Here is a 19469-nt window from a genome sequence, read left to right on the forward strand (position 1 = left end):
ACGGCGTCCAAGCCGCCGTTTCGACGGTGACGCCAACACACCAAAACCCGCCAGGGGAGAGTGCCTGGAGGAGTTCGACCGGCTCCCCTCGAGCCCCCTTCACTCCAGTAGCGTGTCCGCCTGGCGCGGCACGGTGGCCGCCCGGCGGCGCAGCAGCTCGAGGATGCGCCGCGCCTCCAGTCGGTCGGCGGCGCTGGGCCTGCTCTCCAGCGCCGCGAGCAGGTGCTGGTAGGCGGCGGTGGGCAGCTCCAGATCGCCGGCCAGAACCCTGGCGGCGCCGATGTGGGCGGTGGCCTGCGCCGCTGCTGCGGAGTGCTCGCCGAGAATGCGCTGGTAGACCGCCAGGGCGGCCCGGGGGTGGCCGGCGGTCTCGAGGGCCCGGGCCAGGCGCAGCTTGTCGCCCAGGGCCACCTCGCTTCGCGCCCGGGCCCGGGGCAGGGCGGCGAGCAGGCCGTAGGCCTCGGGGAGCCGGTCGTGGTCGAGGGCGTCGAGCAGGGCCGCGGCGGGGGCGGAGGCCGCCGGGCGGGGCGCCGCCCGCAGCGCGGGTTCCGGCCGGGCCAGGCGCAGCCGATCCCAGCCCCAGGCCACCGCCAGCCCCGCGGCGAAGCCGCCCAGGTGGGCTCCGTAGGCCACCCCGGTGCCGCCGCCGCCGGAAAAGAGCATCGGCAGCACGTTGTCGAGCACGATGAAGATGCCCAGCACCAGCCGGGCGGGGAACTCCATCACCGTGGCGATCAGCGGGAAGAGAAAGACCCACACCCGCACCCGATTGCGGGGAAACCAGAGGAAGTACATCCCCAGCACCCCGGAGATCGCCCCGGAGGCCCCCACCGAGGGGATCCCCGACCCCGGCCGCAGCAGGCCATCGCCCAGCCCCGCCGCCAGGCCCGTGCCCAGGTAGGCCACCAGGTAGCCCAGCCGCCCGAGGCGGTCCTCCACGTTGTCGCCGTAGATCCAGAGAAAGAGCATGTTCCCGGCGATGTGCAGGAAACCGCCGTGGAGGAACATGGCCACGAAGAGGTCCAGGGTCCGGGGCGCGGCGGGCTTGAAGCCGTGCTTGAAGAGGAAGATGTCGTAGGCGCTCAGCGCCGCCCGGGCGTCGACGCCCCGCTCGACGGCCAGCACCCGGGCGTAGGCCTGGGTGTAGGGATCCAGCGGGTCGGCCCCCATGAAAGAGAGGGGATAGACCGAGACGAACACCGCCACGTTGACCGCGATCAGGGTCCAGGTCACCCAGGGGGTGGATTTGGGGTTGGGGCTGTCCCCGATGGGAAGGAACACGGCCTTTCTCCGGCGGCAGGTGCGGCTCGCATTATGACCGCTTCCGATGAGAATCGGGTATTCTGAGCGCCCCCACCTCACCCGGTGCCATTCGGAGTCGATCTCATGACGGACCAGAAAGACCCCCAGCCCGCCTTTCGCCGCCGGGTACGGGAAGGGCTCTACAACGTGCGCTCGTTTCTCGTCCACGGTCGTCATCAGACCGGCCAGTGGGACTACAGCCACCACGTGATTCCCCCCCTGAGTTCCTCGGTGACCTACCGCCTCGACAGCGCCGAGCGGGGCGCCATGGGCTTCGAGGGCTTCGCCGCCCACGAGCACCGGGAGCCGGGTCAGCAACCGGTCTACATCTACGACCGCCTCGACGAGCCCACCCGGGCGATGCTCGAAGACCACCTGGCCATGGCCGAGGGAGGCGAGATCGCCATCTGCTTTTCCACCGGCATGGCCGCCATCGCCGCGGCCTTCGGCGTGCTCACCCGTGCGGGTCAGCACTTCGTCGCCCACCAGACCCTCTACGGTTGCACCTACAGCCTGCTGACCTCCTGGCTACCCCGCTTCGGCATCGAGGGCAGCTACGTCGACCTGACCGACCTCGAGGCCCTGGACCGCTCGATCCGTCCCGGGACCCGCATCGTCTACTTCGAGACCCCCACCAACCCGACCCTGGAGATCATCGACATCCAGGCGGTGTGCGCGGTGGTCAAGAAGCACAACGCCCGGCGGGAGGAGGCGGACAAGATCCACGTGGTGGTGGACAACACCTTCGCCTCCCCGGCCCAGCAGCGCCCCCTCGAATATGGTGCCGACCTGGTGGTCGCCTCGCTGACCAAGAACATCGGCGGCTTCGGCACCGACATGGGCGGGGTGGTGATCGGCTCGCTCAAGTACGAGACCGACCTGATTCTCTACCGCAAGGACTTCGGCGGCGCCCTGGCTCCCAAGACCGCCTGGCCGATCCTGGTCTACGGCCTGCCGACCCTCGACCTGCGCCTCGGCCGCCAGGCCAAGACGGCGCGCAAGGTGGCTGCTTTCCTCGCCGATCATCCCCTGGTGGACAAGGTGCACTACCCGGGACGGGAAGACTTTCCCTGGCGCGAGGTGGCCGAGCGCCAGATGCGCAACTTCGACGGCGAGTTCGCTCCCGGCATCATGATCTACTTCGAGCTGGCCGGTGATCCCGACCAGCGTTTCGAGCGGGGCCGGGCCCTGGTCGACGACATCGCGGCCAACGCCTACACCCTGACCTTGGCGGTGAGCCTCGGTCAGCTCCGCACCCTGATCGAAATGCCCTCGGCGATGACCCATTCGGTGCTTCCGTCCGAGGTGCAGTGCGGCGGCGGCATCGATCCGGGCGGCATTCGCCTGTCCATCGGCATCGAGGACGCCCAGGACATCATCCGTGACCTGGGCGAGGCGCTGGGGAAGCTCTCGTGAAGGGGAGCGGCTGGGTGCTGGTGGCGGCCCTGGTCACGGCGCTGGGCTGTTCGGGAGGCGGCGGCGGTGCCCTGCCTGCCGGCGCGCCCCCCCTGCCGCCCGCGCCCGGTCCTGAAGAAGTGGCCGCCATGCGCGCCGAGAAAGACCGCTCGTACAAGGAGGACGAGGAGTCGCCGATCCCTCCCGAGTTGCGGGAAAGTTTTGCCGGACTTTCGTACTACCCCTACGATCCCCAGTGGCGGATGCTGGTCCACCTCGACCGCTACCTCGACCCGATCCCCTTTGTCATCACCACTACGGGCGGGGTGGAGCGGCCCGCGGTGAAGGTCGGTCGCATCCGCTTCGAGCGAGACGGCGAGACCTATACCCTCAACGTCTACACCCTCCGCGACTTGCCGGCCGAGGCCTGGAATTCCCTCTTCCTGCCCTTCATGGACGCCACCACGGGACGGGAGACCTACCCCGCCGGGCGCTACGTGGAACTCGCCAAGGTCCGGGATGACTGGTATGTTCTCGACTTCAATCTGAGCTACAACCCCTTGTGTGCCTACGGTCGGACGATCTATCGCTGCCCGGCCACGCCCGCCGAAAATCGCTTGCCCATCGCGGTCAGAGCCGGAGAAAAGGGGTACGGGCTGCACGGAGGAGAGAGTCGATGATTCCGGATCGCGTTTTCGTTTTCGGCTACGTGGGCTCCAGGGCCGACCAGGTGGCGCGGGTGCTCGCCGAGCGCCTCGAGCGGCCGGTGTTCAGCACCGAGAAGGTCATCGAAGCGTCGGCCCGCATGCCCGTGGCGGAGGTCTACCGCAAGGAAGGGGAGAACGGTTTCCGCCAGCGGGAGCGCCGCGCCCTGGTTTCGGTCGCCACGGGACCTCCGGGAGTGATCCTCCTCGGCGCCGGCACCTTCCTCGACCGGGGCAACCGCAAGACGATCCACCAGGCGGGCGTCTCGGTGTTCATCGACGCCAGCCTCGAGGAGTGCCTGGCGGGGGCCATCGAAAACGGAGTCCTGCGCGCCGACGACGAGGCCAACGAGCGTTTCACCAGCCAGTTCGAGCTGCGGCGGGAAGAGTACGAAAAGGCCGACGTGCTGGTCGAGCAGCTCGACCGTGACGCCGAGGCCATCGCCGACGAGGTGTTGCAGCGGCTCGAAGACCGGGTCTGGGAGGAAAAGTTCGCATGAGCCGGGGCGCCGCGCCCGCCCCGGGTCTGTTCGTGGGTCGCGTGGTGGGCATCGCCTCCCTGGTCAGCGGCAGCCTGCTTGCCTTGCTCTGGATCGGGATGCGCTTTTCCACGCGCCTGGTCCGCACCTTCGCCTTCATCCCTTTCTTCGATCACAAGCGTCGCTTCGACGATTTCGGCCTGCTGGTCACCCACCTGGTGGTGGCCCTGCTGCTGGTAGGTGTGGGCTTGCTGATCCTCCGGCGCCGTCGCTGGGCCGTACCGGCTTTTCTGGTTTGTGGCTGGGGCGGCCTGCTGTTCAGCGTGGCGGCCCTCTGGCCCGGCGACCAGCTGCGCCGGGAGATGGAACTCGGGCTCAAGATGGCCCGGCGCATGGGACGCGCCGCTCCCGACGCCACTTTCTATGACCTGATCGTGCAGGAGGTCCCCCCCGCGGCCTGGGTCGGTCTCGGAGTCTTCCTCCTGGTCTGGCTCGCCCTGCTGACCGCGGGTACCGTCCACCTGCTGCGCCAGCGCCGGCATTACGCCCACTGATCGACGCCGATGGACGAACGGCGGGAGATCTGGTGGCCTTCGCCGACGACCGAGTTGGCCGAGGTGGTCGCCATCGAAAGCCACCTGCCCTTCGTGGCCCGCCACGGCGGCTGCCTCGCTGAATTGCAGTTCAGCTTCGAGAGCTGGGGCAGGCTCAGCGCTGCCGGCGACAACGCCGTGTTGATCGTCCATCCGATGACCGCCGACTGCCATGCGCGCAGCGCCGGCGAGGGACAGATGCCCGGCTGGTGGGAGCCCCTGATCGGTCCGGGGCGGGTGCTCGACACCGACCGCTATTTCGTGGTCTGTCCCAACCTGCTCGGCGGCTGTTACGGCACTACCGGTCCCCGCTTCCCCCGGCCCGACGATCCCGAGGGCCGTCCCTGGCTCGATCACTTCCCCCTGCTGACCCCTCTCGACATGGTGCGCTCGAGCCGACTGTTTCTCGAGGCCATCGGCGTCCGGCGCCTGGAGATGGTCATCGGCCCGAGCATGGGCGGCATGGTGGCCTGGGAGTGGGCCGTCGAGGCGGGTGAGGAGGTGGGGCAGGTGGTGGTGGTCGCCGCCCCCCTGCGCACCACCCCCTACCAGATCGGGCTGAACTGGCTCCAGCGTCGGGGCATCGAGCTGGACATCTCCGGCGACGAGGTGATCGCCCGCTGGGGGCAGATGGTCGCCCGGGGCATCGGCATGCTCAGCTACCGCTCCCCGGTGGGCATGGAGGAGAAGTTCGGCCGGGACTGGTTCAAGAAGCCGGGCCGCACCCTGGCCGAGCGCGGCATGTTCAACGTCGAGTCGTGGCTGCGGCATCACGGCAAGAAGATCACCCGGCGCTTCGACCCCTACACCTGGCTGCTCTATTCCCGGGCGATGGACCTGCATGACGTGGCGGAGGGCCGTGAAGGCCTGCTCGGCGCTCTCGACAGGGTGGCGGCCCGCTGCCTGGTGGTGGGGATCAGCAGCGACAACCTCTACTCGGCCGCCGAGGTGCGCCTGGGGGCCGACATCCTCCGGCACCTGGGCAAGAGGGTGGAGTACGCCGAGATTCGCTCGCCCCACGGGCACGACGCCTTCCTGCTGGAAACGGCCCAACTCGAGGGGATCCTGGCCGGTGCCCGCCCCCCCCAGCCGGTGGTCGTGCCCGCGACTCCGGGCCGGGAGGTGCGCCACGTGCGGCTGGCCCTGCTCGGTGGCGGCCGGGTGGCCCAGAGCCTGCTGGGGGTGCTCGAAGAGCGGGCCCGGTGGCTGGCCGACGAGCACGGTTTGCATTTCGAGATCGTCGAGATCTGCGACCTGGATGCCGACAAGGATTTCGCTCCGGCGGTACGGCGCCATCGCCTGAGCCACGATCCCGAGGCGCTGGTGCGGCGCGCGGATTTCGACGTGCTGGTGGAGCTGACCCGGGGCGGCGACGTGGCCCAGGTGGTGGCCGAGGCCCTGGCCGCCGGCCGCCCGGTGGTGACCCCCAACAAGATGTTGATTCACGATCATGGTGCTCGACTCGAGGCCCTGGCCGTCGAGCACGGGGTGCCGCTGGCCTACCACAGCTCCATCGCCGCCGGCTGGCCGCTGCTCTACGCGGTGGAACGGCCGCTCCGCCAGGCGGACGTGCACACCCTCAAGGCCATCGTCTCGAGCACCTGCAACCTGGTGCTCGGGCGGATCGAGGAGGGCGACGACCTGGAGGGCGCGCTGGTCGAGGCCCAGCGCCTGGGACTGCCCGAGGAAGATCCCCACCTCGATCTCAGCGGCTGGGACACGGCCCAGAAGATGGCCCTGTTGATCACCCGGGCCCTGGGCCGGCGTTACGGGGCCGACGATCTGCCGACGATGGGCATCGAAGACCTCGATCCGCAACTGGTGCGTGCCGCTCCCGCCGCGGGCTTCCGCATCAAGGCGGTGGGCCTCTGCCACTGGGGCGGCGGGCGGCCGGTGGCCTGTGTGCGTCCCATGGCGGTGACGACCGACGGCCACCTGGGCTCGGTGCGGGGTGAGGGCAACGCCGTGGTGCTGGTAGGCGATGAACTGGGCGAGATGGTGCACATCGGCAAGGGCTCGGGGGTGCTTCCCGTGGCTACCGCGTTGATCAACGACCTGGTGGGGCTGTTCGATACCCGTGTGAGCTGGACGGGTCGCTTCGATCCTGCCGGGCAGCCGCCCCGGGCTCCTGACTTCGCCCACTGGCTGATGCTGCGGGACGGGAAGGCGGTTGTCGGCGAGGCCGGCGGGGAAGGGGCCATACCGGTGTTGCGCTCGCTGCTCCATCCTCGTCCCGAGCCGACTTCCCTGGAGGCATGATGGGTGGTTCTTCTGCTGGCCGCGCCGGGACGCCGCCGCCTCTCTACCTGCTGACTCCCGACTACACCAAGCTGTTGCCCGGCCTGCCGCCACGGCTCGAGCAGCGGATCCAGGAGCGGGTGATCCGCCTCTACGGCGAGATCGAGGCCGACGCGATCACCAACGAGATCGACCGCCTGGTGCGGGTGCACAACGCCCACAAGAGTGCCGAGCTGGAGGCCTGGGAGCAGGACTTCGACCCGCGGGAGAGGTTCAGCGAGAAGGACGTGATCCTGATCACCTACGGCGACCTGATCCTCTCCGAGTCGCGTCCGCCCCTGCGTACCCTGGCCGATTTCGCCGAGGTCTTCTTCCGCGGACTGATCACCACCCTGCACGTGTTGCCGTTTTATCCCTACTCCTCCGACCGTGGCTTTTCGGTGATCGACTACCGGGCGGTGGACCCCCGGCTGGGAAGCTGGGACGACGTGGCGACGCTGAAGAAGTCGTTCAAGCTGATGTTCGACGGGGTGTTCAACCACGTCTCGTCCCAGAGTCGCTGGTTCGAGGAATTCCTCGCGGGCAATCCCGAAGAGCGGGACACTTTCATCGCCTTCTCCCGCGGGCTGGCCATCGACGACGACCGCCTCAAGCTGGTGCTCCGGCCCCGCACCTCCAGCTTGCTGACCCGGTTCGAAACCCTGCGCGGCCCGCGTTTCGTCTGGACGACATTTTCACCCGACCAGATCGACCTGAACTTCCACAACCCCAAGGTGTTGCTGCGCATCCTGGATATCTTGCTCTACTACGTTCGCCACGGAGCCGACCTGGTGCGCCTCGATGCGATCACCTACATCTGGGCCGAGCTGGGAACGAGCTGCGCCCACCTCGAGCAGACCCACGAAGTGGTGCGCCTGTTCCGCGACGTGCTCGATGCGGCGGCGAGAGACGTGGCCCTGGTCACCGAGACCAACGTCCCCCACAAGGAGAACATCACCTATTTCGGGACGGGCGACGACGAGGCCCAGATGGTCTACAACTTCGCCTTGCCGCCGCTGGTGCTGCACACCTTTCTGACCGGTAACGCCGAGGTGCTCAGCCGATGGGCGGCGGGACTCGAACCGCCTTCCGAGACGACGGCCTTCTTCAACTTCCTCGACTCCCACGACGGCATCGGTTTGTTGGGCGCACGAGGGATTCTCAGCAGCGAAGAGATCGACGCGATCTGCGCGATCACCCGCGGGCGGGGCGGCTTCGTTTCCATGCGCACCGACTCCGACGGTTCGAGTTCACCCTACGAGCTGAACATCACCTGGTTCAGCGCGCTCAATCCGGAGGATGCCGGCGAGCCCCGGGATCTGCAAATCGACCGCTTCATCGCCTCCCGGGCGGTGGCCCTGGCCCTGCGCGGAGTGCCTGGCATCTACCTGCCGAGCCTGATCGGTTCGAAGAACGACCTGGACGCGGTGATGGAGACCGGCTCCAAGCGCAGCATCAACCGCACCCGGATTCATGAAGACCGCCTCTTCGCCGCCTTCCTCAGCAATCCGGAGAGTACCGGATACCGTATCGCCCGCCGGTACCTGGACATGATCGAAAGACGAGTGGCCGAACCTTGTTTCCACCCGGCGGCGCCCCAGCGGGTGGTGCCCATCGACGATCGCGTCTTCTCCCTGCTGCGCATCAGCCGGGACGGCTCCCGCTGGGTATGGTGCCTGGTCAACGTCACTCCCGAGCCGCTGGAACTCGACCTGCCCCTCGCGGAGCAGGGCCTGGGGCGGCCCCTGGACGACATGCTCACCTCTCGCCCCGCAGACGGCCGGATCCACCTCGATCCCTACCAGGTCGCGTGGTTGCGCTCAGCCGGCTAGCCGTCCGTCGGGCCCGCGCGCACGCTATTCCAGCGGCTCGAGGCGCGCGGTGAAGTGGCGCAGGAAGGGAGCCTCGTAGACCAGGCGCAGGCCGCGGATCGCTTCCCGGCGCTGGTAGACCTCGATGATCGCCTCGGCCACGTAGTCGATGTGGCTCTGGGTGTAGACCCGCCGGGGGATCGCCAGGCGCACCAGTTCCAGCGGACCGGGCAGCGCCTCGCCGGTGTGTGGGTCCTTCCGACCGAACATCAGCGTACCGATCTCCACCGAGCGAATACCGGCCTCGTTGTACAGCTCGACGGCCAGGGCCTGGGCGGGGAACTCGAGCGGCGGGATGTGGGGCAGCATCGCCGCCGCGTCGATGTAGATCGCATGCCCTCCCGGGGGTTCGATGATCGGCACGCCCGCGTCGGAAATCGCCTGGCCCAGGTAGCTGGTGGAGGCGATACGATATTGCAGGTAGTCCTCCCGCAGTACCTCCTCGAGGCCGATGGCGATCGCTTCGAGGTCGCGGCCCGCCAGCCCGCCGTAGGTGGGAAAGCCCTCGGTGAGGATCAGCAGGTCCCGCTCCCGCTCGGCCAGGCGGTCGTCGTTGGTGCACAGGAAGCCGCCGATGTTGACCAGGGCGTCCTTCTTGGCCGACATGGTGCAGCCGTCGGCGTAAGCGAACATCTCGCGGCAGATCTCGCGGATCGAGCGCTCGGCCTGGCCCTCCTCCCGCTGCTTGATGAACCAGGCGTTTTCGGCGAAGCGGCAGGCGTCGATGTAGAGCGGGATGCCGTGGGGCTCGAGGATCGCCTTGACCTCTCGGATATTGGCCAGCGAGACCGGCTGGCCGCCGCCCGAGTTGTTGGTCACGGTGATCATGCACAGGGGGATCCGCTCGGGTCCCACCTTTTCGATCAGCGCCGCCAGGGCCCGGGTGTCCATGTTGCCCTTGAAGGGGTGGAGGGCCGCGGGTCGCCGGGCTTCGGCGATGGGCAGGTCGACCGCCTCGGCGCCGGTGTACTCGCAGTTGGCCCGGGTGGTATCGAAGTGAGTGTTGTTGGGCACCACGTCGCCCTGCTTGCACATCACCGAGAAGAGGATCCGTTCCGCCGCCCGTCCCTGGTGGGTGGGGATCACGTGGCGGAAGCCGAAGATGCCCCGCACCGCGTCCTGGAAGCGGTAGAAGCTCTTCGAGCAGGCGTAGGCTTCGTCGCCCCGCATGATCCCTGCCCACTGTTCGGCGCTCATCGCCGCGGTGCCCGAGTCGGTGAGCAGGTCGATCAGCACGTCGTCGGCGTTGACCTGGAAGAGGTTGTAGCCCGCCTCGGCGATGATGCGCTCCCGCTCGGCGCGGGAGGTCATGCGGATCGGCTCGACGACCTTGATCTTGAACGGCTCGATGATGGTTTTCATCAGGGCTGCGCTCCGTGGTGCCGCCGGGCTACAGCCCGAACTTGGCGATGATGGCCTTCTTGTCCAGGCCGAGGACCCCGTGTTTCTCGCCGATCGCCTTGAACTTGACCAGGGCCGACTCGAGCATCGGAATGTCGTGGTCGGCCGAGAGCTGGGTGCGAATCCGCGCCTGGCCGGCGGGCACCACGGGGAAGAAGAAACCGGTGACGTAGATCCCCTGCTCGTAGAGGTCCCGGGCGAAGTCCTGGGCCAGCTTGGCGTTGAAGAGCATGATCGGCACGATCGGGCTGTCGCCCGCCTTGATCACGAAGCCGGCCTCGCGCAGCGCCTGGCGCCAGAAGCGGGCGTTTTCTTCAAGTCGATCGCGTCGCTCGGTGGTGGCGGAGAGAATCTCCAGCACCTTGAGCGAGGCGGAGATGATCGGCGGGGCCACCGAGTTGCTGAACAGGTAGGGTCGGGCCCGCTGGCGGCAGAGGTCGACGATTTCCTGGCGCCCTGAGACGCAGCCGCCGCTGGCGCCACCCAGGCCCTTGCCCAGGGTGGTGGTGATGATGTCGATCTTGCCCATCACGCCGAAGTACTCCGGCGTGCCCCGCCCGGTCTTGCCGATGAAGCCCGAGGCGTGGGAGTCGTCGACGAAGACCATCGCGTCGTACTTCTCCGCCAGGGCGACGATCTCGTCGAGGGGAGCCAGGTCGCCGTCCATGCTGAACACGCCGTCGGTGATGATCACCCGCAGGCGCTTGTCCTGGTGCTCTTCCAGCTTCTGCTCGAGGTGCTTCATGTTGGCGTGCTTGTAGGTGTCGTGCATCGCCTTGCACAGCCGGATGCCGTCGATGATCGAGGCGTGGACCAGGCGGTCGGAGATCATCACGTCCTCGGGGCCCAGGATCGCTTCGAAGACCCCTGCGTTGGCATCCATGCAGCTCGGGAAGAGGATCGTGTCTTCGGTGCCCAGGAAATCGCTCAGCGCGTGCTCGAGCTTGCGGTGGATGTCCTGGGTGCCGCAGATGAAGCGCACGCTCGACATGCCGTAGCCCCGGGCGTCGAGGCCCTCGTGGGCGGCCTTGACCACCTCCGGGTGGGAGGACAGCCCCAGGTAGTTGTTCGAGCAGAGGTTGATCACCTCTCGCACGGCGGCGCCTTCCGGGTACTCCACCCGGATGTCCGCCGCCTGGGGCGAGTGGATCAGGCGCTCTTCCTTGTACAGCCCCTTGTCGCGGATTTCGCTCAGCTCGGCCTGGTAGGCCTCGCGCACCTTTTCCGAGTAGGCCATGATGCCCTCCTCAGCCCAGGTGGCGCTGCACCAGCGCCATGATGCTGGCCACTGAATTGAACGCGTCGGGGGTGGCCTCCTCGTCGGGAATCGAGATGGCGTACTTCTTCTCCAGGAATCGCTTGAGGCTGACCATGGAGAAGCTATCGACGATGCCGCTGGTGATCAGGGGCGTCGACTCGTCGAGTTCCATGTCGTCGTCGTCTTCGTCGAGGTACTCGTTGCGGATGTAGTCGATGATCAGGTCTTTCATGTCCTCGGCCATCGCTCGGGCTCCTTCCTTTATGTTGGCTACCGATGGTTCAATCATCCTCGAGGGTGCTGGTGTCGCCGATCTGCTCGCCCGTTTCCCGGGCCTTGAGCAGGCGGCGCATGATCTTTCCGCTGCGGGTCTTGGGCAACTTGTCGACGAACTCGATCTCCTGGGGCATGGCCAGGGGCGAGAGCTTCTTGCGGATGAAGTTCATGATCGAAAGCTCCACGTCGTCGCTCGGCTCCCAGCCGGGCCTGAGGGCCACGAAGGCCTTGACCACCTCCATGTTCACCGGGTCCGGCTTACCGATGGCCGCCGATTCGGCGACGGCCTCGTGCTCGAGCAGGGCGCTTTCGATCTCGAAGGGCCCCACCAGGTGGCCCCCCGTGTTGATCACGTCGTCGTCCCGCCCGCAGAACCAGAAGTAGCCGTCCTCGTCGACGCTCGCCCGGTCGCCGCAAATGTACCATCCCCCCAGGAACTTGCTGTAGTACGTGGCGGTGTTGTTCCAGTATGTGCGCATCATGCTCGGCCAGGGGGGCTTGATGGCGATCATCCCCACCTGGCCCGGCTCGCGCACTTCCTCGCCGGTCTCGGGGTCGACCACCGCGGCGGTGACGGCGGGGAAGGGTCGGCCCATGGAGCCGGGCTTGACCGGCAGCCCCGGGCGGTTGGTGATCATCATCGCACCGGTCTCGGTCTGCCAGAAGGTGTCGTGGAAGTCCAGGCCGAAGGCCTGACGGCCCCAGAGCACCCCCTCGGCGTTGAGGGGCTCGCCCACCGAGCACATGTGCCGCAGGGCCGACAGGTCGTGGTCCCGCGCGGCCTCCGCGCCGTCCTTCATCAGCATCCGGATCGCCGTGGGGGCGGTGTACCACACGCTGACCCGGTGGCGGGCCATGGCGGCGTACCAGCGCTCGCTGGAGAAGCCCGCGTCGAGGACGAACTGGGTCACTCCCAGCGACCAGGGGCCGATGATCCCGTAGCTGGTGCCGGTGACCCAGCCCGGGTCGGCGGTACACCAGTAGACGTCGTCTTCCCGCAGGTCCAGCACCACCTTGGAGGTCAAGTACTGGGCGACCACCGAGCCGTGGACGTGGAGTGCCCCTTTCGGCTTGCCCGTGGTGCCCGAGGTGTAGTGCAGCACCGAGGGGGACTCGCCGAAGGTGCGGGCGACGGGGAAGTCCTTGCGGCGGCCGCGCTCCATCGAGAAGGCCACCTCGCCCGATCGCAGGGGCTTGCCGGCGGGGTCGTGGTCGATCACCACCACCGTGTGCAGGGAAGGCACCCGCTCGCGGATCCGCCGCAGCTTGCCCAGGTGCCGCCGCTGGGTGATCACGCAGGACGCCTGGCTGTCGTCGATGCGCTGGAAGAGGGCCTCCTCGCCGAAGGCCGAGAACAGGGGCTGGACCACGGCTCCCAGGCGCAGGATGCCGAGGAAACCGATGTAGAGTTCCGGGACCCGGTCGAGGAACAGGCAGACCCGATCCAGCGGCCGGATGCCCGCCTCCGCCAGGAAGGCCGCCCAGCCGCAGGACAGCTCCTTGAGGTCCTCGAAGGTGTAGGTGCGGGGCTCGCCGGCGTGCCCCTGGTGGATCAGCGCGGGCCGCCCGCCCCGGCCGAGGCGGAGATTGCGGTCGGTGCAGATCTCCGCGATGTTCACCGGGCCCGAGTCGCTCAGGCCCAGTTCTTCTGCCCCCCGGCTCCAGGTGATGGAGTCGCCCTGCACGATTTTGCTCTCGCCGCTCACCTTGCTGTCTCCTCGGCGGGGGTGCCGACCCCCCTGCTCCAGGCTCGAAAACGGGTGGGAAAAGGTAAAAACCCGCCGGGTGACCCGGCGGCGGCTGTCGATTATTCAGGCTGGCTTACAGTTTAGCATGCCCCTCCGGCGGGGCCACTGCCGCGAATCTCGCACTTCTCTCGCCGGATTTCATGAAACTACGCAGCTCCTCCGGTACAGCCGGACTCTCCTCCCGCCCCGCCCCGCACGACTCGGCTCTGCAGCCTCGGCCTCGAGATCGGCCGCCGTCTCCGTGTTGTATGCTGCCGCCGGGCGGGGATGGCCCGCCGCCGAGGGTGAGTTGAACACTGCCGACAAGCGCAGCGCGCCGCAGGGACCCTGGGCCCCGGGGGACCGGGTGGCCCATCGCTTCAATCCCGACCTGGGGCCCGGCCGCATCACGGCGGTGGAGGGGCGCTACCTGCGCGTCCAGTTTCCCCTGGTCGGCGAGCAACTCACCATCGCCGCCGACACCGGCAGCCTCGAGCCCCTGGTGCTGAGGGCCGGCTGCCGGGCCATGCTCGAGAGCAGCGGCGAGGAGGTACAGGTGGTCGAGGTGGGCCCCGGCTCCCGCTGCCGCCTGGGCGACGGGCGGGAGGTCGACGAGGCCGAGCTGTGGCCTCTGCCCCACGCCGCCTCCCTCTTCGACCGCCTGGCCGCCGGTGAGATCGACCGCCTGGAGGATTTCGCCAACCGCCTCGATGCCCTCCACCTGGCGAGCCTGAGGGAAGGGGACCGGCTGGCGTCCTTCCTCGGCGGCCGCATCCAGCTCTTTCCCCACCAGCTCTACGTGGCCGAGCGGGCGACCCGGACCGACCCGGTACGCTGGCTGCTGGCCGACGAGGTGGGGCTGGGCAAGACCGTCGAGGCCTGCCTGATCCAGAGCCACCTGCTGCGCACCGGAAGGGTGGAGCGGGTGCTGGTGGTGGCTCCCGCGACCCTCACCGTGCAGTGGCTCGGCGAGCTGTGGCGCAAGTACCACGAGGTCTACGTGCTGCTCGACGACAAGCGCCTCGGCGACGTGGCCAGGGACTACGGCGAGTCCTTCAACCCCTTCGACGTCCATCGCCGGGTTGTGGCGAGCCTGGAAATGCTGGTCGAGCGGCCGCGGCTGGTGGAGCAGGCCCAGGCCGCCGGCGTGGAGATGGTGATCGTCGACGAGGCCCATCACCTGCGGCGGCGGGAGGGGCATCCGGGCAATCCCGCCTACCGCACCCTGGCGCCGCTGATCCGCCAGGTGCCCCACGCCCTGCTGCTGACCGCCACGCCCCTGGAAGACGATGCCGAGGGCTTCCTGCGCCTGCTGCAGCTCCTCCACCCCGAGCGCTTCCCCGACGATCGTCCGCTGCTCGAGGTGCTGGACTCCGGCGCGGCGCTGCCGGCCTGCACCTCCGTCACCCGCCGCCAGGATCTCGGCGGCTTGCCTCCCCGACGACCCCTGCCCGTGGACATCGACGAGCAGGCCTGGGCGCCCATCGCCCACCTCGAGCAACAGGTCGCGGCCCTGCCCGCCGAGACGCCGCCGGCCCGGGCCCGCAAGGCGGACCTGCTGCGCCGGGCCCTTTCGTCGGGGGCCGCCGTGCTGGCCTTGCCCGAAAGCCGCCGCCCCGGCCTCGAGGCCGCCGCCCGCCGGGCGGTGGAGAGCGACCCTCGGCTGGACTTCCTGGCCCAGGCCGCACCGGAGTGGGAGCGGCGCCGGGAGAAGACCCTGGTCTTCGTCTCCTGCCGGGAGACCCTCGAGATGTTGCGCGCCGAACTCAGTCGCCGCTGCCAGCTCGCCACCGCGGTGTTCCACGAGGATCTGTCTCCCTCCCGTCGCGACATCGAGGTGGCGGGCTTCCGTACCCGCTCAGGGCCCTCGCTGATGATCTCCACCGAGTGCGGCGGCGAGGGTCGCAACTTCGAGTTCTGCCACCGGCTGGTGATGTACGACCTGCCCTGGTCTCCCGGAAGGGTCGAGCAGCGCATCGGCCGCCTCGACCGTATCGGCCGCCGGATGAACGTGGGCATCGTCTACTTCCGGCCCCCGGCGGGCATCGGCGCCGCCGTCGTGCGGCTCTACGAGCGCATCGGGCTGATGGAGCGGCCTCTCGAGGGGCTCCAGCGGGAACTGCGCCGGGTCGAGCAGCTCCTCGACGAGGCCGCCGCTGCCGGTCGCCTGGCGGAAGACGAGCACCTCGAGGCGCTGGTGCAGGAGGTCGAGGGAGCCTGGTCCCGGGTCCAGCAGGCCGCCTATCGCCACTTGCTCACCGGTCTGTACGACCCGGCCTGCGCCGAGGAGATCCTCGCCCGCCTGCCTGACGACCTGGAGGCGCTGACCGAAGACGTGGTGCTGGGGGCCGCGGATGGCCTGGGTCTCGAGGTGGAGAGCCAGCGCCAGGAGGGGGTCTACTCCGTGGCCCTGGGCCAACGGGCCCTGGTCGAGAGCCTGCCCGGGCTGGGAGACGAGTTCAGCTTCGTCGGCACCTTCGACCGGGAGACGGCGGTGGACGACGAGATGATCGACTTCTTCGCCTCCGGCCACCCCCTGGTGGAGGCGATCCTGGCCGAGGTGCAGGACTCCTCCCGGGGCCGGACGGCCCTGCTGGCCTGCGAGATCGGTGACGACTCGGGCCTGGCGGTGGTGGGCTTCTACCGGGAGGAGGGCCGGCTGGTGGTGCGGGCGGTGGACCACAGGGGGCGTCGGCGGACGAAGTGGGAGCAGCGGCTGGCCGCCCGTCCCCTGCGGGTCCATCGCGTCGACCCCGAGGCCTGGACCTCCCGGCCCGGCTGGGCCGCCACCGTGCGGGCCATCGCCGCCGAATTGCCCGGTGACCCGCTGGCGGCGGCGGCGCTGGTGGTCGGGCCGGTCCGGCCGACCGGCTGATCCGGGGGTAGAATGCCAGCTTCTCTCTCCCCGCGGCTTGTTCCAAGCCGAGCCTCAGGAGCTACCGGACGATGTCTCTCGTCATGAGTGGAAGTGGACTGACCCTCGAGGATGTGGATCGCGTCGCCCGCGGGGGCGAAAAGGTGAGCCTGAGCGACGACGCCCTGGCCCGCATCGACGCCTGCCGGCGGATGATCGAGCGCAAGATCGAGGCCGGCGAGACGATGTATGGCATCAACACCGGCATCGGCGAACTGGCCGAGGTGCGGCTCGACGACGGCCAGGTGCGGGAGTTCCAGAAGTACCTGATCTACAACCACGCTGCGGGGATCGGCGAGCCGGCGCCCATCGAGCACGTGCGGGCGGCGATGCTCAGCCGGATCAACGTGCACGCCAAGGGCTACTCCGGCTGTCGTCGGGAGATCCCCCTGACCTACGTGGCCCTGCTCAACGCGGGGATCACCCCGGTGGTCTGCGAGAAGGGCAGCGTCGGGGCCTGCGGCGACCTGGCGCCCATGAGCCAGATCGCCCTGAGCCTGATGGGCGAGGGGGAGTGCTTCTACCAGGGTCGGCGGATGCCTACAGGCAAGGCGATGGAGCAGGCGGGGATTCCCGTGCCGGGGCTCCAGGCCCGCGACGGCCTGTCGGCCATCAACGGCTCGAACCTGATCACGGGCATCGCCTGCCTGTTGCTGCTCGATGCCGAGCAGTGGATCGCCCAGGCGGAGATCGCCGCGGCGATGAGCCTCGAGGCCCTGATGGCCAACATGAAGCCCTATCATTCCCGTCTGCACGAGCTGCGGGGCTTTCCCGGCGCGGTGACCTCCGCGGCCAACCTGCGACAGGTGATCGAAGGCTCGGACCTGCTCAGTGGCAAGATCGATGTCAAGGTGCAGGATGCCTACTCCATGCGTTCGACCCCCCAGGTGATCGGCGCCCTGCGGGACATGATGGCCTACGCCCGCCGCCAGGTGGAGATCGAACTCAACGGCTGTGCCGACAATCCCCTCTTCGTCACCGAGGACGACCTGGTGCTCACCGGGGCCAACTTCCAGGGCACACCCGTCAGTATGCCCCTCGACACCATCGGCTCGGGTCTGACCATGGTGGCCGTGCTCTCCGAGCGGCGCCTCAACCGCCTGCTCAACCCGGCCCTCTCGGTGGGCCTGCCGGCTTTTCTGACCCGGGGCGCCGGCATCTTCTCGGGGATGATGCTCAGCCAGTACACTGCCGATACGCTGATCGTCGAGCAGCGGATTCTCAGCGCGCCTTCCCACGTGCAGTCGATTCCCGCCGCCGCCGACCAGGAAGACTTCGTCTCGATGGGCATGAACGGCGCTCTCAAGACCCGGCAGATTCTGCACAACGCCCAGGGCGTGCTGGGCATCGAGTTGATGGCCGCCGCCCAGGCCCTGGACCTGCGGGACTTCAACCCCGGGCGCGGCACCCAGGCCGCCCGTCAGGCCGTGCGCCGGGCAGTGGACTTTCTCGACGTGGACCGCCCCCTCTACAAGGACCACAACGCCATGGCCGAGCTGACCCGCCGGGGCGAGGTGCTCACTGCCGTGGTGGCCGAGACCGGCCCCCTGCGAGCGTCGTGGAGCCGATGCGACTGAGGCCGGGGCGCCACGCCGGCGGGGCGGCACCTCGGCTGAACAGCTCGCTGGATCGTGCGGCTACGGGCAGGCGGGGGGATACGGCGATGGAGGCGTCCCGGGAGGCGGATTGACTCGCGCCGCCCCCGGCCCAACTCGGCGACGGCTCGGTGGAAGCCTGCCGGTCCCGGAGCGAGACGACCTGTGGCGTACCGACCGGCGTACCGCCGGCCGACAGCTCGACGAGGACGACCTCCGCCACGCCGTCGCTCTACTGGTTCCACGTGGCCCCCTGGCGATCTTCGATCCAGGCCGGATCCACGTCCGAGACCGGTTCCGTCGCGCTCTGCACCAGCCGCGGCAGGCGTGTCGGTGTCCCCGCTTCATCGACTTCCGCGTGATAGACGTTCCACTGCCCGCCTCGCGCCTCGACCCACAGCGCCGCGAAGAGGACACCCGACCAGGACACCGAGGGCGTGCGGCAAGGAAGGTCTGTCGCGGAGGCTGCAGCCGCCGGGTGCCCCAAAGTCCGCTGCTTCGTCATCCGGATCGACAGCACACACGTCGGTAGAATCGAAGACCAGCATTCGCCGCGTCATTCGCCCGAACAGCTTGCCGTCCAGCGGTTCCCGTCCTGGTAGTCGAGGAGAGTCGTGTACTGCACGGCGTGATGACCGAATCCCTGCGGCTGCCGGGAGCCAGAAGAGAAGCGCCTCGCTGTCGCGAGACACGCGGGTCCAGCCGTTCCACGTCGCGGTGCCCGGTGGAATCGCACACCCGTTGGCCGGAGTGAGGGAATCGGAGGTGATGTCGAATGGCTATTGACGCTCGTCGATCTGAAAGGGGACGATTTCCCACGCGGAGTTCTTCCACCTGTAGGCTGCCACCGGGTCGATCGATTGAACCATGCTCCCGCCAACTGCCCCGGGGCCGGACTCCCTGCCGGCAGGAGAACCGTTCACCTCTCGGCGCAGCCAGGCGGCCTGCCAGGACTGTTGCCGCTCCCGGCCCCTTCGCGGGGTGGGCGGCCACGGGGGCGGCGTGTTTCAGCTTTTCGGCGGTACGGGGTTGACGGTCCCCGGATCGGGCCATAAGTCTAGGGAGAGACTTGGTTAAAGGAGAGCGTGATGCCACGACTGGAACTCGACGAGGTCCTGCTCAACGCCGCCATTACCGGCACCCTCGGGGGGCTGGAGATGACGGGGATCACTCCCACCCCCGTCGGGGCCACGCGTTTTTTCTCTGCCACACGACCGATCGCCGTGATCGTGGGACTGGTGGGCAAGGCCAACGGCAGTGTCACCATCAACCTCTCCGAGCGGGGCATGCTTTACCTGGCGGGAGGGCTGCTCGGGGAAGTGCCCGATGCCCCCGACGAGATGGTTTTCGACGGGGTGATGGAAATCGGCAATATCATCGCCGGCGGCATCAAGGCGGCCCTGGCCGGGACTGACTACCAGATCGAAAACATCTCGGTACCTTCCCTGGTGCTCGGAGCCAGCTACGACGTCTACTACACCCGCGGGATCAGCATGGTCTCCGTGCAGTTCGAATTGGAGCAGATCCCCATCGAGCACCACAAGGATCGCTTCTTCTCCACTACGATCTCCCTGCTGCAGCTCACCTGATTACCGTGGCGAGTCTCCCGGTTGCCAGCGGCGTCGCGCGGTCTTAAAAGATCGCGACCCCGGCAGGCCGCCCTCGCGGCGAAACCAG

At 68.5% G+C, this 19469-nt stretch carries 15 protein-coding genes; 9 read left to right on the forward strand and 6 right to left on the reverse strand.

Translation table 11 applies throughout. From position 1 onward, the window contains the following. Window positions 1-99: 99 nt before the first annotated feature. A complete protein-coding gene (locus Q9Q40_03790; protein ID MDQ7006330.1) occupies window positions 100-1281 on the reverse strand; it encodes a rhomboid family intramembrane serine protease in 1182 nt (393 codons plus the stop codon). 105 nt (window positions 1282-1386) lie between these two features. Here Q9Q40_03790 and Q9Q40_03795 point away from each other — a divergent pair, with 105 nt between their 5' ends. From Q9Q40_03795 to Q9Q40_03820, 6 genes are read left to right on the forward strand one after another with little or no spacing between them, the layout of a single operon-like run. Then, window positions 1387-2718 carry an aminotransferase class I/II-fold pyridoxal phosphate-dependent enzyme gene (locus tag Q9Q40_03795; GenBank protein MDQ7006331.1) on the forward strand — a complete coding sequence of 444 codons (1332 nt, stop codon included), beginning with the start codon at window positions 1387-1389 and terminating at the stop codon, window positions 2716-2718. After that, window positions 2715-3377 carry a DUF1684 domain-containing protein gene (locus Q9Q40_03800; GenBank protein ID MDQ7006332.1) on the forward strand — a complete coding sequence of 221 codons (663 nt, stop codon included), beginning with the start codon at window positions 2715-2717 and terminating at the stop codon, window positions 3375-3377. The genes Q9Q40_03795 and Q9Q40_03800 overlap by 4 nt, the downstream gene beginning before the upstream one ends. Continuing rightward, window positions 3374-3901: a shikimate kinase gene (locus tag Q9Q40_03805; protein MDQ7006333.1), complete on the forward strand. Its 528-nt coding sequence runs from the start codon at window positions 3374-3376 to the stop codon at window positions 3899-3901. Before Q9Q40_03800 ends, Q9Q40_03805 begins: the two co-directional genes overlap by 4 nt. Then, window positions 3898-4434 carry a hypothetical protein gene (locus Q9Q40_03810; protein MDQ7006334.1) on the forward strand — a complete coding sequence of 179 codons (537 nt, stop codon included), beginning with the start codon at window positions 3898-3900 and terminating at the stop codon, window positions 4432-4434. Before Q9Q40_03805 ends, Q9Q40_03810 begins: the two co-directional genes overlap by 4 nt. Before the next feature lie 9 nt (window positions 4435-4443). Beyond that, entirely contained in the window at window positions 4444-6732 is a 2289-nt protein-coding gene (metX, locus tag Q9Q40_03815) for a homoserine O-acetyltransferase (GenBank protein MDQ7006335.1), read from the forward strand. Further along, window positions 6732-8582 (forward strand): sugar phosphorylase, encoded by a 1851-nt coding sequence (locus Q9Q40_03820; GenBank protein MDQ7006336.1) that lies wholly within the window; start codon window positions 6732-6734, stop codon window positions 8580-8582. Before metX ends, Q9Q40_03820 begins: the two co-directional genes overlap by 1 nt. Window positions 8583-8606: 24 nt before the next feature. Here Q9Q40_03820 and Q9Q40_03825 read toward each other — a convergent pair whose 3' ends face one another. Genes Q9Q40_03825 through acsA form a run of 4 tightly spaced genes read right to left on the reverse strand, consistent with a single transcriptional unit; the run spans window position 8607 to window position 13262 of the window. Further along, the gene (locus Q9Q40_03825) at window positions 8607-9983 is read right to left on the reverse strand and encodes a tryptophanase (GenBank protein ID MDQ7006337.1); all 1377 of its coding nucleotides are present in this window, start codon (window positions 9981-9983) and stop codon (window positions 8607-8609) included. A gap of 28 nt (window positions 9984-10011) precedes the next feature. Beyond that, window positions 10012-11259, reverse strand: coding sequence for a glycine C-acetyltransferase (gene kbl, locus Q9Q40_03830; GenBank protein MDQ7006338.1), 1248 nt, complete (start codon window positions 11257-11259; stop codon window positions 10012-10014). A gap of 10 nt (window positions 11260-11269) precedes the next feature. Beyond that, window positions 11270-11524 (reverse strand): acyl carrier protein, encoded by a 255-nt coding sequence (locus Q9Q40_03835; protein ID MDQ7006339.1) that lies wholly within the window; start codon window positions 11522-11524, stop codon window positions 11270-11272. A 37-nt stretch (window positions 11525-11561) separates the two neighbouring features. After that, on the reverse strand, window positions 11562-13262 hold the full coding sequence (acsA, locus tag Q9Q40_03840) for an acetate--CoA ligase (protein ID MDQ7006340.1): 1701 nt from the start codon (window positions 13260-13262) through the stop codon (window positions 11562-11564). Window positions 13263-13593: 331 nt separating this feature from the next. On the opposite strand from acsA, the gene Q9Q40_03845 reads away from it, so the two are divergent. Further along, complete coding sequence (locus tag Q9Q40_03845; protein ID MDQ7006341.1) at window positions 13594-16158, forward strand: SNF2-related protein; 2565 nt, start codon at window positions 13594-13596, stop codon at window positions 16156-16158. Between the two features lie 71 nt (window positions 16159-16229). Continuing rightward, on the forward strand, window positions 16230-17774 hold the full coding sequence (locus Q9Q40_03850) for an aromatic amino acid ammonia-lyase (GenBank protein MDQ7006342.1): 1545 nt from the start codon (window positions 16230-16232) through the stop codon (window positions 17772-17774). Window positions 17775-18024: 250 nt separating this feature from the next. On the opposite strand, the gene Q9Q40_03855 is transcribed toward Q9Q40_03850, so the two are convergent. Then, window positions 18025-18222, reverse strand: a complete 198-nt coding sequence (locus Q9Q40_03855; protein ID MDQ7006343.1) for a hypothetical protein — start codon at window positions 18220-18222, stop codon at window positions 18025-18027. Window positions 18223-18880: 658 nt separating this feature from the next. Between Q9Q40_03855 and Q9Q40_03860 the strand changes: the two genes are divergently transcribed. Beyond that, window positions 18881-19381, forward strand: a complete 501-nt coding sequence (locus tag Q9Q40_03860) for a chemotaxis protein CheX (protein ID MDQ7006344.1) — start codon at window positions 18881-18883, stop codon at window positions 19379-19381. Window positions 19382-19469: the final 88 nt, after the last annotated feature.

It is taken from the genome of Acidobacteriota bacterium (assembly GCA_030949985.1).
Classification (GTDB): Bacteria; Acidobacteriota; Polarisedimenticolia; order J045; family J045; genus JALTMS01.